This is a genomic window from Desulfovibrio piger, assembly GCF_900116045.1.
Taxonomy (GTDB): Bacteria; Desulfobacterota; Desulfovibrionia; order Desulfovibrionales; family Desulfovibrionaceae; genus Desulfovibrio; species Desulfovibrio piger_A.
This window is the reverse complement of sequence record NZ_LT630450.1, coordinates 1099833-1114859: the sequence shown is the minus strand read 5'-3', so window position 1 is coordinate 1114859 and position 15027 is coordinate 1099833. Positions and strand designations below refer to the sequence as shown.

Genomic DNA, 15027 nt, shown 5'->3' with positions numbered 1-15027 from the left:
CCCCAAGAGGAGGAGCCTGGACCATGCTGATGAAATCTGAACTGACCGAGACCAAAGCCGAAGTGAAGATGGTGGGCGAAGGCGTGCCCTTTGAGCGCGTGCGCCGCATCACCGGCTATCTGGTGGGGACGCTTGACCGTTTCAACAACGCCAAGCGTGCCGAAGAACGCGACCGCGTCAAGCATGCCTAGGCTCCGCATCAGCGGCATCGTGGAAGAGTCCATCGTGGACGGCCCCGGCCTGCGCTATGTGGTCTTCACCCAGGGCTGTCCCCATCATTGCCCGGGCTGTCACAATCCGCAGACCCATGATTTCGACGGTGGAGAATTCCGGGACACGGACGACATCCTGCGCCAGTTCATGGAAAATCCCCTGTTGGCGGGCATGACCTTTTCCGGCGGTGAACCCTTCGTCCAGGCCGGGCCCCTGTGCCACCTGGCCGATGCCGTGCACGCCGCGGGCAAGAACGTCTATGCCTACAGCGGCTATACCTGCGAGGAGCTCTACGGCCTTGCCCGGAAGATGCCGGCCGTGGGGCAGCTGCTGGACAAGGTGGACGTGCTGGTGGACGGCCCCTATGTGGAGGCCCTGCGCGATCTGGAGCTGGACTTTCGCGGCAGCTCCAACCAGCGTGTCCTGGACAGGGCCGCCATCGAAGCCCTGCGCCCCGTGGAGGCGTGATTTTTAGCGGGGGCCCGGCAGGGGGAAGGGGCGTTTTTTGTAAGAACTCCCCCTTCCTTCCCCCAGGCCCCCATCCAACCCCGAAAAAACTTTTTCAGGGCTGCATGCCGGTCCCCATCGTTGTGCGACGGTGGCTGGTGTGGCAGCCCTCCTGTCAAAACGCCTGCCTTGTGCAGGCTTTTTTTGTCGCAGGAAAAGACGGCCTGCCGGCGGCAGTCCCGGAGGGCGTGTCCCGCTGTTGCCGCATGCCTCGGCCGGATGGCGGGGAAAGGGGGCTGTCTGTCGTCATGGCGGTGCCGAAGCGGACGCCTCAAGACCAGGGGCCGGGTGACCGATGTCGGCCTGGGGGCGATGTCTGTCCCGCCTGCGGGAAGACGGCGCGGCCTTCAGCATCCATACGGACACCGGGCGTGACGGCGTGCAGTGCGGCGTCGATCTGGCGGTTCCGCGTCATCTGGACGAGATTTCCGCCGTGCCGGCCAGCAGCCGTTGGTCTTCTCCCGGCATCCCCGGCCGCACGGGGCAGGGGGCTCCGGGAGAAGACTCCAGGCTAACTCGTGCGCAACAGGATCATGCCGATGATGAGCAGGCCCATGCCGGCAAAGGCGCAGGGCCTGAGACGCTGGCGCAGGAAGAGCCAGCCGCACAGCGAGGTGCCCAGAATGCCGAGGCTGCCCCACATGGCATAGGCCACGGCCAGATCCATGTACTGGACGGCCAGCGAGAGGCAGTAGAAGGCCAGACCGACCAGCGCCAGCGCGCCGATGCCGGTCAGGCGTTTTTTGAAGCCGTCGGAGCGGGCCAGCATGAGGTTGGCCGCCACGTCCAGCGCCGCGGCCCCGGCCACCAGACCGGCGGAAAGAAGGAGATGCAGCGTTTCTGTGCTCATGGCGGCCCCCTTATCCGGCATCGCGGCCGGCATGGACGGGATCCTGATCCTGGACAGTGCCGTGATGGACCAGCAGGGCGCCGCCCAGGGCGCAGAGCAGACCGGCCAGGCGTTGCAGGGAAAAGGGCTCGCCAAGGATGCAGATGCTGGAGAGCGTGATGAGGGCCAGGCCCAGGGCTTCCCAGAAGGCAAAGGCCACGCCCACGGGCAGACCGGTGGTGGCTTTGGCAAGGGAGTAGTAGGAAAGGCCGATGGCGATCCACATGAGGACAAGGCCGGCAAGGGCCGCGTGGGCAAAGCGCCAGCCAAAGGACAGCTTCATGACGGTCGTACCGGCGACCTCGAAAAGAATGGCCGCCAGCAGGCAAAGCCAGTGGTAGGGACGTGCGGGATTCATGATGCACCTTCCAGGATACACGGTCGAACGCAAAGGGCCCCGCAAGGGTATTGCGGAGCTGCAGCAGACGTGCCGGGCCGGAGCGGCCTGGCGGCAAGGGGCATCGGGATTACAGGTGGCTGCGCCAGTGTCGCTCTGCCATGACGGCGAAGAAAAGCCGTGAGAGGATGGGCAGAGGATGTTGCATCAGTATATGATAGGCCAGAAGATGGCGTGAAGCAAGCTCACCGCCGCCCCGGACAGGAGAGGGACGGGGACTGAAGGCGTGGAACGCTGATACGGGGCGATGGGCCCGCACCGCGCAAAGGTGCCGGAGGGCCCATGCCGGGAAGGCGTCCTTTTTGGGCAGGCCGGAAAGAGGCATGTGCCGCATGCGGAGCAGGCCCTGTGAAGGACGGCAGGCCCGGGAAGGGGGATGCTGACGGCGGATGCCGGGAGCGGAACCCGCCGGAGTCCGGCCTCCCCGCCTGTTCCAGGGATGCCGGAGGCATCAAAAAAGGGAAGGAGACGTGAGCTCCTTCCCTGTGCTGTTTGCCGTATCCGGGGGTTATTGCTGGGCGGCGATCCAGGCGTTGGCTTCCACAAGGTCGAGCGTGCCCTCGTACAGGGCACGGCCGCTGATGGCGCCCTGCAGGTTTGCCTGCGTGCTGAGCGGGTACAGGGCCTGCACATCGGCCAGCGTGGCCACGCCCCCGGCAGCGATGACCGGCACGGTGGAGGTCTCGGCCAGATGGCGCAGGGCCGTCAGGTTGACGCCGCACTGCATGCCGTCACGTTCGATGTCCGTATAGATGATGAAGGCCGCGCCGTCTTCCTGCAGGCGGGGCAGGACGTCGTCCACGCTCAGGCCGGCATCGGCCACCCAGCCCTTGGTCTTGAGGCGTCCGCCTTCGGCATCAAGGGAGACCCCGATCCGGCCGGGAAAGGTCTTGCAGAGGGCAGCAAAGGCCTCGGGCTGCTCCAGGGCCATGGTGCCGATGATCAGGCGCTGCACCCCGGCTTCAAGATAGGCGCGGGCCGTCTGCTCGTCACGGATGCCGCCGCCCAGCTGCACGGGGATATCCAGCTCGCGGCAGATAGCGCGCACGATGTCCCGGCTTTTGGGCAGCCCGTCGAAAGCGCCGTCCAGATCCACCACATGCAGCCAGCGGGCGCCCTTGTCCCGCCAGGCCACGGCGGCGGCCACAGGATCGGGGGAAAACACGGTGCTTTCGTGGGCACGGCCCTGTTTCAGGCGGACGGCCTTGCCGTCCTGGATGTCGACAGCGGGAAAGATAATCATAACTTCAGATCCTTTACGGCCTTGATCATGGCTTCGCGGGCCAGCTCCTCAGCAGTGACCCACTTGCCCTGGCGTTTGAAGAAGTCGCCCACGTTGAGCAGGTTTTCCGTCAGTCCCTGCTGCTCCACCTCGTAGACGGAGTGACCGATGATGGTGCCTTCCTTGATGTTCAGCAGGAAGAACTCCAGCCGCACATGGGCGGGTTCGGTGACACCGGCCGCCGAGCCCTGCCGGTCCCGCCAGGTGAGGACCTGCGGGATGAACAGGATGTCCGCCGACGTCTTGCGGGCGTATTCCACCCACAGGGGCAGGGCCTGGGGCCGCTCCGAGGTATGGAAACGCTTGAGGTCCGGCAGGGGACGGGTGCGGGGCAGGAAGTCGTAGGAACGTTTGGTCGTGGTGTACAAAACGTCACGCAGCTGGCGGTCCTGGGCCATGAGCACGTCACGGGCGGCCAGCCCCTGAGGCTGGGGGATCTGGCCCATGATGAGCTGGCTGGTGTCGCGGGGCTGGGTGAAGGGGGCCACCGCGATCTTGTACTGATGGGACAGCGAGCGCGGCACGTCCGCCGTGCTGGCAGGTTTGCGGTTGCAGCCGCCCGCCAGGAGCAGCAGGGACAAAAGCGCACACACTATCCACAGGAAACGGTTCTTCATCAATCCAGCCCTCCCTTGGTGCTGCGGATGACGTTCCCGCTACGCCGGACAGCCTGGGCAAGCGCCAGTCCCAGGCTTTTGGCGACGGATTCCAGAAGGTGGTGACCATTTTTGCCGTAATGCATGGTCACATGCAGGTTGCAGCGGGCGCTGCTGGCAAAGGCCTTGTAAAACTCCCGCCAGAGGTCTTTTTCCTCACCGGCGATGACCGGGGGCAGGAGCTCGTCACCGCGCCATTCCAGCCAGGGGCGCCCGGAAAGGTCGATGGTGACATCGCTCAGGGCCTCATCCATGGGGACGCGGCCGTAGCCCACACGGGCGATGCCCACGCGGTCCCCCAGGGCCTCCAGCACGGCCTGGCCCAGGACCAGGCCGATGTCCTCGGCACTGTGGTGGGCGTCGATGTGCAGGTCGCCCCGGCAGCGCAGGTGCAGGTCCATGCCGGCCCAGAAGGCCGTCAGGGTCAGCATGTGATCCAGCATGCCGAAGCCGGTCTGGATATCGGTCGTGCCCGAGCCGTCCAGGGTGAGGCTCAGGCTGATGTCGGTCTCGGCGCTTTTGCGGGCGTGCCGGGCCGAGCGCTGGGGCAGTGCAGTTTCCATCATCATTCCTTGTCCTTGGCGGGCGTTGCGGGCTCGTCGTCAGCGGCAGGGATTCCTGCCACGGCAGCGGTGTCGTCCTGCTGTGCTGCGGGCGTCGCCGCGGCGGTATCGCCGTCCGTGGTGGCTTCCTCCGCCGCGGGACTGTCCTGCGGCGTTTCGGAAAGCTCTGCCGCGTCCTGTTCCTCCGGTGCAGATGTCCCGTCCGTGGTGGCCTCGTCCGGCTCCGTGGCGGGAGCGGGCGTTTCCTCTTCTTCGGGCGGCATGCGCTGGGCGTCGTCATCGCTCATGGCAGTCATCGTGGCGGCAGCGGCGGCAGCAGCCACCGTCGTGCCGTCCGGGCCCTCGGGAGCGGGGGACGCGGGCGCGGGATCCGCAGGCGCAGGGTCGCCGGGCGTGCCGTCTTTCTCTTCCTTCTTTTCCTTCTTCTTGCGGCCAAAGGCCGCGGCCACCAGGATGCTGATCTCGTAGAGCAGCAGCATGGGCATGGCCATGAGCAGCTGGGAGACCACGTCCGGCGGCGTCAGGATGGCGGCCACGATGAAGATGCACAGGACGGCATAGCGGCGCGCCTTGCGCATCATCTGGGCCGTGATGACCCCCATGCGGGAGAGGAAGAAGGAGAACAGGGGCATCTCGAAGATGAGGCCGAACGCCAGGAGCAGCTTGATGACGAAATCAAGGTAGTCCGTGATGCGGGGCATGGCCTGGATCTGTGCGGACGAGAACCCCAGGAAGAAGTTGAAGGCATAGGGGAAGACGATGAAGTAGCAGAACACGCCGCCGCCGATGAAGAAGACGGCCGAGAGCAGGGCGATGGGCAGCAGGCCCTTTTTCTCTTCCTCGTACAGGCCGGGGGAGATGAAGGCCCAGATCTGATAGAAGATGTACGGGCTGGTCACGAAAAGGCCGGTCACGAAGGCCACGAACATGCGCACGAAGAAGGGTTCGGGCAGGGTGGTGTACATGGCCGTGCCGTGTTCGGGCAGAGCACTGAGCAGCGGGGCCGTGATGAAGTCGAAGATGGGCTCGACCACAGCCCAGCAGAGCAGGAAGCCCACACCGGCGGCGATGAAGCAGCGCACCAGGCGCCAGCGCAGCTCGTTGAGGTGATCCATGAGGCCCATGGTCTTTTCCTCGGGCTCGGGCGTCCCGCCGGCGCCGGCGGCGGCCGTGGCGGGCGGGACGGGGGGCTGGCCCGCGTCATCCCCGCCGTGCGGCGCGGGAGCGGCCACGGCATCAGGAGCCGGGGCGGCCGTATCCGGCAGAGGTTCGGCAGAAGCTTCCGCAGCCGCGGAGGCGGCATCGTCTGCCCGGGCTTCGGGAGTGGGGGCAGCAGGCTGCTCCACAGGGGCGGGGGCTTCCTCGGCTTCGGCCCGGGCCTTGGCAAGGGCCTGGGCCAGAGGGCTGTCCGCCGGAGGTTCGGGCACGCCGTCGGCCGCTTCTCCGGCCGCGGCGCCAGGGACGGTGGTCTGCGTCTCCTGCGCAGGGGCTGTCATGGATGCGGGCGACGGCGCGTCCACGCCGGATGCCGGTTCAGGCCCTGTACCGGAAGTCGCGGCAGGAGCGGCCCTGTCCGCGGCGGCTTCGGGCAGATCTTCGCCCGCCGCTGTTTGCGGGGCCTCGGAAGAGACGGGCGCGTCCTGCGGGGAAGGCGTGACCGTGACGGCCAGATCCTGCTTGTCCTGGATGGTGCTCATGCTTTTGCTCCGCTGGCAGGAGTGGCGGCAGCCGGGGCCGCCGTGGCAGGGCTGCCGGCTTCGGCCTGGGCCAGGGGGCTTTCCGCAGGCGGTACGGGCGCGGCAGCGGGGACGACTTCCGGCTGGGCGGCGGGACGGGCGGCCGCGGTCTCCGTGGCGGCAGGCGCGGCGCCAGCTGCGGGAGCCGCCTGCGTCTGGGGGGCCGCGGGTTGTGCGGCTGCCTGCGCCTGGGCGGCTGTCTGGGCCGCATGTTCGGCACGGGCTTCGGGGCTGAAAAATTCCTTTTCAGCTTCCTGCTTGCGCTTGAGATGCTCCTCCTGCTCCACTTCGGCATTCAGCGTGCGCTGAAAATCGGTGGAGACGCGGCGGAATTCTCCCATGGCCTTGCCGAGGGTGCGGGAAACACTTGCCAGGCTCTTGGGCCCCAGCACCACGAGGGCCACAAGAAGGATAACCAGAAATTCCGTACTGCCGATACCGAACATATCTTCCTCTGCTTTTTAGTCCTGTGCGTCAGGGACGCGGAAATGCTAAAACGCAAAATTACCTGAGCCCGCAGGCCTTGTAAAGTACATCGGCCGCCTGCCGCATCCACTCTTCGGCGGGGCCTTCCCGGCGGCTGTGCAGGCCGCTGCCCCTGGCCGGGCAGATGCCGCAGCTGTTGAATGCCGCGGCCGGGAAGGATAGACTGTCATGGTAAAAAATATCCTGAAAGCACCTGCCATCACGAGGGGGACCGGCTGTGGCATTCAGCAAGACGATACAGATGTATATTTTTGACGGCAATCCCAATGGCCGCATCATGTGCGAGCTCTCCAACTGGAACGGCCGTGTCTACAAGGTCTCGCGCAATGAGCTTTCCGTCTTTTCCCAGAGGGCCGATGCCGGGAACACCGGCGTCTACTTCCTGCTGGGGAAGGATGAGAACAATACGGATACCGTCTACATCGGTGAGGCGGAAAAGGTCTGCACACGCCTGAAACAGCATCTGCATGATGCGGACTACTGGAGCGATGCCATCGTCGTCATCAGCAAGGACGATCTGCTCAACAAGGCGCATGTGATATCTTGAGAACAGGTTCTATTGCCTGGCCCAGGATTCGGGGAGAGCGGTCATCCTCAACAGCACGATCCCCACATGCTCCTCGATCTCGGAATATGACGAGGCCATGTTGCAGGAGTTCATCGGCAACGCCCGTCTGCTCGTCAATACGCTGGGCTACAAGTCTTTCGATACGCTGGAAGAGAGCAGCGTGGGACAACAGGATGAGCCGACCTGCTTTTTCATCAAGACGGCCAAAGGGGCCGATGCCAGGGGACTTGTCGTGGCGGATGGCTTTGCCGTGCTCAAGGGCTCGGCCATCGCCGCATCGGTCGTGCCCAGCATGGCGAAAAGCCTGAGCCGTCTGCGCGACAGCCTGTTTGAGAAAGGGATCGTCGATGCGGAATTCCATTTTGTGAAAGACCATATCTTCACCAGCCCTTCTCTGGCGGCCTCTGTGGTCCTGGGCAGGAACGCCAATGGCCGTGCGGTATGGAAGACGGCGGGGAACAGGGCGCTGCGCGATGTGGAGGAAGACGGGCTGGCATAGCGTTGCGGCACCTTGATAAAAAAAGAGCCGACAGGCTTGGCTGTCGGCTCTTTTTTTATGCTGTCTTCACAGTGCGCCGGACTGTGGCCGGGAGCAGGGCCGTCCCGGGCCTTATTCCCACTCGATGGTGCTCGGGGGCTTGGAGGAGACGTCGTAGACCACGCGGTTGACGCCCTTGACTTCGTTGATGATGCGGCCGGACATGCGGGCGATGAGGTCGGCGGGCAGGCGGGCCCAGTCGGCGGTCATGGCGTCCACGCTGTCCACCACGCGCAGGGCGATGACGTGCTCATAAGTACGGCCGTCGCCCATGACGCCCACGGTCTTCAGCGGCAGCAGCACGGCAAAGCCCTGCCAGACCTTGCGGTACCAGCCGGACTCGCGCAGTTCTTCCTGCACGATCTTGTCGGCCTGGCGCAGGATGTTCAGGCGCTCTTCGGTGATCTCGCCCAGCACGCGGATGGCCAGGCCGGGACCGGGGAAGGGATGGCGCCAGACGATGGAATCGGGCATGCCCAGTTCGGCGGCCACCTTGCGCACTTCGTCCTTGAAGAGTTCGCGCAGGGGTTCCACCAGCTTGAGCTTCATGGTCTCGGGCAGGCCGCCCACGTTGTGGTGGCTCTTGATGACGGCGCTGGGACCCTTGTGGGACACGGATTCGATGACGTCGGGGTACAGGGTGCCCTGGGCCAGGTATTCCACTTCGGGTAGCTTTTTGGCTTCTTCGTCGAAGATGTCGATGAAGGTGTGGCCGATGATCTTGCGCTTCTTTTCGGGATCTTCCACGCCCTTGAGCAGGTCGAGGAAGCGCTTCTGGGCCTGGACGAAGTTGAGGTTCAGGTCAAAGTGCTCACGCAGGTAGCTGACCACTTCCTCGCCTTCGTTGAGGCGCAGCAGGCCGTTGTCCACGAAGATGCAGTGCAGGCGATGGCCGATGGCCTTGTGCAGCAGCACGGCCACCACGGTGGAGTCGATGCCGCCGGAAAGGGCGCAGACCACGTGCTTGTCGCCGATCTTTTCGGCCATTTCCCTGACCACGCGCTCCACGAAGCTGGACATGCTCCAGTCGGGCACGATCTTGCAGACCTTGAACAGGAAGTTGCGCAGCATGGCGTCGCCGTCCACGCTGTGGTGCACTTCGGGATGGAACTGCACGGCGTAGATCTTGCGGCTTTCATCGGCCATGGCGGCCACTTCGAGGGTGGGGGTGCTGCCGGTGATCGCAAAGCCGGGCGGGGGGGTCTTGACCTTGTCGCCGTGGCTCATCCACACGCGGCTGGCCTTGGAGCTGTCCAGGCCGTCCCACAGGGCGCAGGGGGCTTTCAGGGTCAGGTCGGCCGGGCCGTATTCGCGCGTCAGGGACTGGGCCAGTTCGCCGCCCAGGTTCTGGGCCAGCAGCTGCATGCCGTAGCAGATGCCCAGCACCGGCACGCCCAGTTCCAGGAAGCCCTTGTCCAGAGTGGGGGCATCGGCTTCGCCCACGCTGGCAGGACCGCCGGAAAGGATGATGGCCGAAGGAGCCATAGCGGCCACTTCGGCGGCGGTGACGTTGCAGGCATGGATTTCGGAATACACGCCGGCTTCACGCACGCGCCGTGCGATGAGCTGGGTGACCTGCGAACCGTAGTCAATGATGATGACCTTGCTGTGCGCCATGAGTGTTCCTTGCAATGTATGCGGACGCCGCCCGGAAGGGACGGCGTCCTTTTGTAGTGTCATGAACGGGCAGCCTGGCTGCCGGAAAACGGGATGCGGGCATCAGACGGCTGCGGGCGGTCGCTGCAGCGATCGCCCGCGGGTCGGAGACTAGTTGTCGATGCGATAGTTGGGGGCTTCCTTGGTGATGATGACGTCGTGCACGTGGCTTTCACGCAGGCCCGCCGCCGAGATCTCGCAGAAGGTGGTGTTGTTGAACAGGTCGTCGAGGGTGCGGGCCCCCACATAGCCCATGCCGGAGCGCAGGCCGCCCATGAGCTGGTAGATGGCCTCCATCACGTGACCGCGGTAGGGCACGCGGCCCACGATGCCTTCGGGCACCAGCTTCTTGCTGCGTTCCTGGAAGTAGCGGTCGGAGCTGCCGTCCTTCATGGCGTCGATGGAGCCCATGCCGCGGTAGATCTTGTAGGTACGGCCCTGGTAGAGGATGGTTTCGCCCGGGCTTTCTTCGGTACCGGCGAAGAGGGAGCCGATCATCACGGAGTGGGCGCCCACCACGAGGGCCTTGACGATATCCCCGGAGAACTTGATGCCGCCGTCGGCGATGCAGCAGCGGTCCATCTCGCGGGCGGCGCGGCTGCCGTCCATGACGGCGCTCACCTGCGGCACGCCCACACCGGCCACGATGCGGGTGGTGCAGATGGAGCCGGGACCGATGCCCACCTTGACGGCGTCGGCACCGGCTTCGAGCACGGCACGGGCCCCTTCGTAGGTGGCCACGTTGCCGGCCACCAGCTGGCAGTTGGGGTAGGCGGTCTTGACCTTGCGGATGGCCTTGAGCACGTTCAGGGAGTGGCCGTGGGCGGAGTCCAGGACGAGCACGTCCACACCGGCCTGGATGAGCTGTTCGGAACGCTCGTCACAGTCGCGGCCGATGCCGATGGCGGCGCCCACGCGCAGACGGCCGGCGCTGTCCTTGCAGGCATTGGGATATTTCTGGACTTTGTCGATGTCCTTCATGGTGATGAGGCCGCGCAGGCGGGCATTCTCGTCCACCACGAGGAGCTTTTCGATGCGGTGTTCGTGCAGGTGGCGCTTGGCTTCTTCCAGGGAGGTGCCCATGGGCACGGTGACCAGGTTCTTGCTGGTCATCACTTCGCCCACGCGGATGGCGGAGGCGTCCTCGATGAAGCGCACGTCACGGTTGGTGAGGATGCCCACCAGCTTGCCGTCGTCCACGACGGGCAGCCCGGACACGCGGAAATCCGCCATCAGGTCCAGGGCTTCCTGCACGGAGTTGCGGGAAGACACGGTAACGGGGTCAAGGATCATGCCGCTTTCGCTCTTCTTGACGCGTTCCACTTCCAGGCGCTGGCGTTCGATGGGCATGTTCTTGTGGATGATGCCGATGCCGCCCATGCGCGCCATGCTGATGGCCATGGCCGATTCGGTGACCGTGTCCATGGCGGCGGAGAGCAGGGGGATGCGCAGTTCGATGGAAGGAGTGAGCCAGGTGGAGATGTCCACGGCGTCGGGAGTCACTTCCGAAAAGCTGGGGACAAGCAAAATATCGTCAAAAGTCAGGGCCTTGCCGCGATTGGTGAACATATTTGCCTCGTAATGTGCTGGAATTGTTCAACAAAATTTAATATACAATCATATACGTTCCTCGTGTCCATGTCAATGCAAGAAAAGGGCCGGAACGGTCGCGGCAGCTGGCAAAAATCTTTACGGAACACGGGACGCGGGAGAAAGCTGACCGGTATACGGCATGTCCCGTTCCCGAAAGGCCACTGGCGGTGCGGGGACCGCGACGCCGGACATGCCTCTGAAGGGGCGGCGCCGCCCGGCTTTCCACGGGCAGGAGCGCGAAGGATGAACATTGATGAATATTATATAAGGATGGAAGCCGCGGCTCTGCCGCGTGCCCCCGGAAGGAAGGCCGGTTCGTATGGCGGGCTCCCTTCCGGCACGCACGGGACGGCAGACGGAGGGCGGCGACGTGGCAGACGACTGTGCCGGGATTCCCGGCTGGGGATCGGACAAAAGCCGTTACGGGAGCTCTGGTCGATGCCGGGGCGACGGGGCATGCCTTCCCGTGGCGGGGCTTTCCCGGCCGGGGAAGAGCCCGGGGGCGTGGCTCCGGCTGCCGTGCCCTGTTCCGGCGACAGGGCGGGGGCGGGCACGGACCCCGTGTTTTCGTGATTTTTTATGGGTTTTCACATCATATTTTTGTACGGATATTCCTGTGTATCTCATTAAAAAATTTGATTTTTTCTAATATGGAGAAGAGCGTTCCGCATCGGTGATATCGTTTTTCCATAATAATATTGACAAACAGATAAAAGGGGTTTAAAAATTTTTACAAGTTCGACGGGCAAGCAGGCTTGCGTGCCGCGGACTTTCAACAACGAGCTTTTGCTCCGGCCGTACCGGCCGGGATCCCTGCTCCGCTCCGCACAGGGCAGGGATGGGGTCCCGCAAGGGAAAAAGATCCCGCAGAGGGCGGGATCGAAAGATGCGGAAGTAATGAAGGAAGGTATATCATGAAGAAGCTTATGACTCTCGCTCTGGCTGCCGCTATGATGCTGGGTGCCGCTACCGGCGCCAACGCTATCGACTTCAAGGCCAAGGGCCAGTGGATCATGTCGTTCGACTACGGCATGCACGGTGATTTTGCCAAGAGCAAGGCCGCCCGTAACTCTGGTTACACGAATAGCAAGGGCAACGAAGACGAATTCGAAGCCCGCCAGCGTGTCCGCCTGCAGTTGGACGCCGTGGCCTCCGAATCCCTGTCCGGTACCGTGTTCTTCGAAATCGGTGACCAGCTTTGGGGCCAGAATGAGACCGGCGGCGCCTTGGGTGCTGACAACAACAGCGTGGTGGAACTGAAGCGCGCCTACATCGACTGGATGGTTCCCCAGACCGACCTGAAGGTCCGCATGGGTATCCAGGGCCTGGCTCTGCCTGCCTTCACCACCAACGCTTCCCAGATCCTCGACGATGACGTGGCCGCCGTCAGCCTGAACTACCAGTTCAACGAAAACGTGGGCCTGACCGCTTTCTGGGCCCGTCCGTACAACGACAACTACGGTTACAAGAGCACCGATGCTGGTACCAAGTGGGACAACTACATGGACAACATGGACATGTTCGCTGTGCTGCTGCCCCTGACCTTCGACGGCGTGAAGGTGACCCCCTGGGTCATGTACGCTGCCATGGGTCCCGGCATGTATGGTGATGGCACCAAGAGCTATGGTTCCGCTTGGGGACGTGCTTCCAAGGGCCTGGTGTCCGGTTTTGTGGGTACCGATAACAATGACTCCTACGGCAATGCCTTCTGGGCTGGCGTGACCGGCGAAGTGACCTACTGGGATCCCTTCCGCATCGCCTGGGATGTGAACTACGGTTCTGCTTCTTACGAAGACGAAAAGATGAACCGCGAAGGCTGGCTGGCCAGCCTGCTGCTGGAATACAAGCTGGATTGGGGTACTCCCGGCATCTACGGCTGGTATTGTTCCGGTGACGACAGCAATCCGCGGAACGGTTCCGAGCGTATGCCTGTGGTGAGCGCCAACGGCAACAATGACTTCTCCAACTTCGCCTTCAACGGCAACCCCTACATCGCCCGTGAATGTGTCCTGGGTTCCACCATGGTGGGTACCTGGGGTGTGGGTGTTCGCCTGAAGGACGTGAGCTTCCTGGAAGACCTGAAGCACACCCTGCGTGTGAACTTCATGGGCGGCACCAACGCTCCCAAGATGGCCAAGTATGTGCGTGGCGCTGCTGAAAAGCCCGGTACTTTCGTGAGCGGTCCTGCTGCTCCTTACTATGATGGTGCTTACGACCCGATTTATCTGACCACCGAAGATTACGCTCTGGAAATCGGCCTGACCAACACCTACAAGATGTACGACAACTTCACCATCATGCTGGACGCTGCCTACATCGCCATGTGGCTGGATGACAGCCGCAGCACCTGGGGCAAGAACCCCATGTCTGGCTTCACCGGTCGTGATGGCGGCACCTACGACGCCTGGAACGTGAACCTGTCCTTCGTGTACTCCTTCTAAGCTTCGGCTTGAGAAGTTCGACCGTGGGGGCTCCGGCCCCCCGGTCTTCCAGCCCCGCTTCGGCGGGGCTTTTTCATGTGCTTTGCCCTGCGTTGCCTTCTGGAAGCGGTATTGTTCCTTTCATGGACTTCCCGGAAGGGCATGAGTCGTTCCAGGGGGCAGCCAGGGGGCGGGGGGGCATGCAGGAAACGTGAGGTACCGGGGCAGCCAGTCAGAGGGCACAGGGCCGGGCCCCCATGACAGAAGCCCTCCCGGCCTGGACCGGGAGGGCTTCTGTCATGGAAGTATGGAGCGTTTTTTGAAGGGAATGGTGCGGGGAGGGGCTCCCCCTCCCCGCGATCCTTGCTAGTTCTTGAACGGCGAGATGTCGCGCAGGGTCTTGATGACCAGGGGCATGTTCTCGATCACGAAGTCGATCTCTTCTTCCGTGGTGTAGCGGGAGAGGGAGAGGCGGACGGAGCCGTGGGCGTAGTTGAAGGGCACGCCCATGGCGCGCAGCACATGGGAGGGCTCCAGGCTGCCGGAGGTGCAGGCGGAACCGGAGCTGGCGCAGATGCCCAGCTGGTCCAGCATCAGCAGGATGGCTTCGCCTTCCACATTCTTGAACGCGATGTTGGTGGTGTTGGGCAGGCGGTTCTCGGGATCGCCGTTGACCATGCAGTCAGGGACGGCAGCCAGCAGGCCCTGTTCCAGCTTGTCGCGCAGGCGGGCCACCCGGGTGCGCTCTTCCTGCATGTGCTGTCCGGCCAGCTGGGCGGCCGTGCCCAGGCCGACGATGTAGGGCACGTTCTCGGTACCGGCACGGCGGCCGCGCTCCTGGTGCCCGCCGCGCAGGAAGGGACGGAAGCGCACGCCCTTGCGCACATAGAGCACACCGATGCCCTTGGGCGCATGCAGCTTATGGCCGGACAGGGAGAGCATGGAGATGGGCTGCCTGCCGAGGTCGATGGCTTCCTTGCCCACGGCCTGCACGGCGTCGGTATGGAAGAGCACGCCCTTTTCGGCGGCCATCTCCGCCATGCGGCTGATGGGGAAGACATTGCCCACTTCGTTGTTGGCGTACATGATGGAGACCAGCGCCGTGTCGTCGGACAGGGCGGCGGCGTATTCGTCCAGATCCAGGCGGCCCTTGCTGTCCACGCCGAGCAGGGTCACGCGGTAGCCCTGGCGCTCCCAGTACTGCGCCACGTTGAGGATGGCGGGATGCTCCACGCGGGTGGTGATGAGGTGGCGCTTTTCGGGCTGGGTCTGCAGGGCGGACCAGATGGCGGCGTTGTCGCTTTCGGAGCCGCAGGACGTGAAGATGATCTCGTCGGGATGGGCGCCCAGCAGGGCGGCCATGCGTTCGCGGGCTTCCTCCACGGCGCGGCCCACCTGGCCGCCGAAGGTATGCATGCTGGACGGGTTGCCGTACAGGTCCGTGAGGTAGGGCAGCATGGCCTCCCGGACTTCGGGAGCCACGGCGGTGGTGGCGTTGTTATCGAGATAGATGGTCTTCATGG

The 15027-nt window shown here is 64.0% G+C and carries 14 protein-coding genes and 1 pseudogene; 5 read left to right on the top strand and 10 right to left on the bottom strand.

Going from position 1 to position 15027, the window contains the following annotated elements; translation table 11 throughout:
- Positions 1-23 precede the first annotated feature (23 nt).
- Together nrdD and nrdG are read left to right on the top strand one after the other, a co-directional pair.
- Positions 24-191, top strand: coding sequence for an anaerobic ribonucleoside-triphosphate reductase (gene nrdD / locus DESPIGER_RS12885; RefSeq protein WP_072333953.1), 168 nt, complete (start codon positions 24-26; stop codon positions 189-191).
- Positions 184-681 (top strand): anaerobic ribonucleoside-triphosphate reductase activating protein, encoded by a 498-nt coding sequence (gene nrdG, locus DESPIGER_RS05160; RefSeq protein ID WP_072333950.1) that lies wholly within the window; start codon positions 184-186, stop codon positions 679-681. The genes nrdD and nrdG overlap by 8 nt, the downstream gene beginning before the upstream one ends.
- 550 nt (positions 682-1231) lie before the next feature.
- On the opposite strand, the gene DESPIGER_RS05155 is transcribed toward nrdG, so the two are convergent.
- The 7 genes and pseudogenes from DESPIGER_RS05155 to DESPIGER_RS05125 form a co-directional block, all read right to left on the bottom strand.
- Positions 1232-1570 (bottom strand): DMT family transporter, encoded by a 339-nt coding sequence (locus tag DESPIGER_RS05155; protein ID WP_072337559.1) that lies wholly within the window; start codon positions 1568-1570, stop codon positions 1232-1234.
- Between the two features lie 10 nt (positions 1571-1580).
- The gene (locus DESPIGER_RS05150) at positions 1581-1967 is read right to left on the bottom strand and encodes a DMT family transporter (protein ID WP_072333947.1); all 387 of its coding nucleotides are present in this window, start codon (positions 1965-1967) and stop codon (positions 1581-1583) included.
- 547 nt (positions 1968-2514) lie between these two features.
- Positions 2515-3249 (bottom strand): 1-(5-phosphoribosyl)-5-[(5-phosphoribosylamino)methylideneamino]imidazole-4-carboxamide isomerase, encoded by a 735-nt coding sequence (hisA, locus tag DESPIGER_RS05145; RefSeq protein WP_072333944.1) that lies wholly within the window; start codon positions 3247-3249, stop codon positions 2515-2517.
- The gene (locus tag DESPIGER_RS05140) at positions 3246-3905 is read right to left on the bottom strand and encodes a hypothetical protein (protein ID WP_072333941.1); all 660 of its coding nucleotides are present in this window, start codon (positions 3903-3905) and stop codon (positions 3246-3248) included. Before DESPIGER_RS05140 ends, hisA begins: the two co-directional genes overlap by 4 nt.
- A complete protein-coding gene (locus tag DESPIGER_RS05135; protein WP_173783303.1) occupies positions 3905-4495 on the bottom strand; it encodes an imidazoleglycerol-phosphate dehydratase in 591 nt (196 codons plus the stop codon). Before DESPIGER_RS05135 ends, DESPIGER_RS05140 begins: the two co-directional genes overlap by 1 nt.
- A 386-nt stretch (positions 4496-4881) precedes the next feature.
- Positions 4882-5631 (bottom strand): annotated as a pseudogene (gene tatC / locus DESPIGER_RS13465) (twin-arginine translocase subunit TatC); the annotation flags it as partial.
- Positions 5632-6200: 569 nt separating this feature from the next.
- Positions 6201-6689 (bottom strand): twin-arginine translocase TatA/TatE family subunit, encoded by a 489-nt coding sequence (locus DESPIGER_RS05125; protein ID WP_072333933.1) that lies wholly within the window; start codon positions 6687-6689, stop codon positions 6201-6203.
- A 257-nt stretch (positions 6690-6946) separates the two neighbouring features.
- Between DESPIGER_RS05125 and DESPIGER_RS13180 the strand changes: the two genes are divergently transcribed.
- Together DESPIGER_RS13180 and DESPIGER_RS13175 are read left to right on the top strand one after the other, a co-directional pair.
- Positions 6947-7276 carry a GIY-YIG nuclease family protein gene (locus DESPIGER_RS13180; protein ID WP_197678023.1) on the top strand — a complete coding sequence of 110 codons (330 nt, stop codon included), beginning with the start codon at positions 6947-6949 and terminating at the stop codon, positions 7274-7276.
- Positions 7277-7373: 97 nt separating this feature from the next.
- The gene (locus tag DESPIGER_RS13175) at positions 7374-7796 is read left to right on the top strand and encodes a DUF4357 domain-containing protein (protein ID WP_197678022.1); all 423 of its coding nucleotides are present in this window, start codon (positions 7374-7376) and stop codon (positions 7794-7796) included.
- Between the two features lie 111 nt (positions 7797-7907).
- On the opposite strand, the gene guaA is transcribed toward DESPIGER_RS13175, so the two are convergent.
- Both guaA and guaB read right to left on the bottom strand, forming a co-directional pair.
- Entirely contained in the window at positions 7908-9452 is a 1545-nt protein-coding gene (guaA, locus tag DESPIGER_RS05115; protein WP_072333930.1) for a glutamine-hydrolyzing GMP synthase, read from the bottom strand.
- A 150-nt stretch (positions 9453-9602) separates the two neighbouring features.
- The gene (gene guaB, locus DESPIGER_RS05110; RefSeq protein ID WP_072333927.1) at positions 9603-11060 is read right to left on the bottom strand and encodes an IMP dehydrogenase; all 1458 of its coding nucleotides are present in this window, start codon (positions 11058-11060) and stop codon (positions 9603-9605) included.
- A 938-nt stretch (positions 11061-11998) separates the two neighbouring features.
- Here guaB and DESPIGER_RS05105 point away from each other — a divergent pair.
- The gene (locus DESPIGER_RS05105) at positions 11999-13525 is read left to right on the top strand and encodes an outer membrane homotrimeric porin (protein ID WP_072333925.1); all 1527 of its coding nucleotides are present in this window, start codon (positions 11999-12001) and stop codon (positions 13523-13525) included.
- A 345-nt stretch (positions 13526-13870) separates the two neighbouring features.
- On the opposite strand, the gene nifS is transcribed toward DESPIGER_RS05105, so the two are convergent.
- On the bottom strand, positions 13871-15025 hold the full coding sequence (gene nifS / locus DESPIGER_RS05100; protein ID WP_072333922.1) for a cysteine desulfurase NifS: 1155 nt from the start codon (positions 15023-15025) through the stop codon (positions 13871-13873).
- Between the last annotated feature and the right edge of the window lie 2 nt (positions 15026-15027).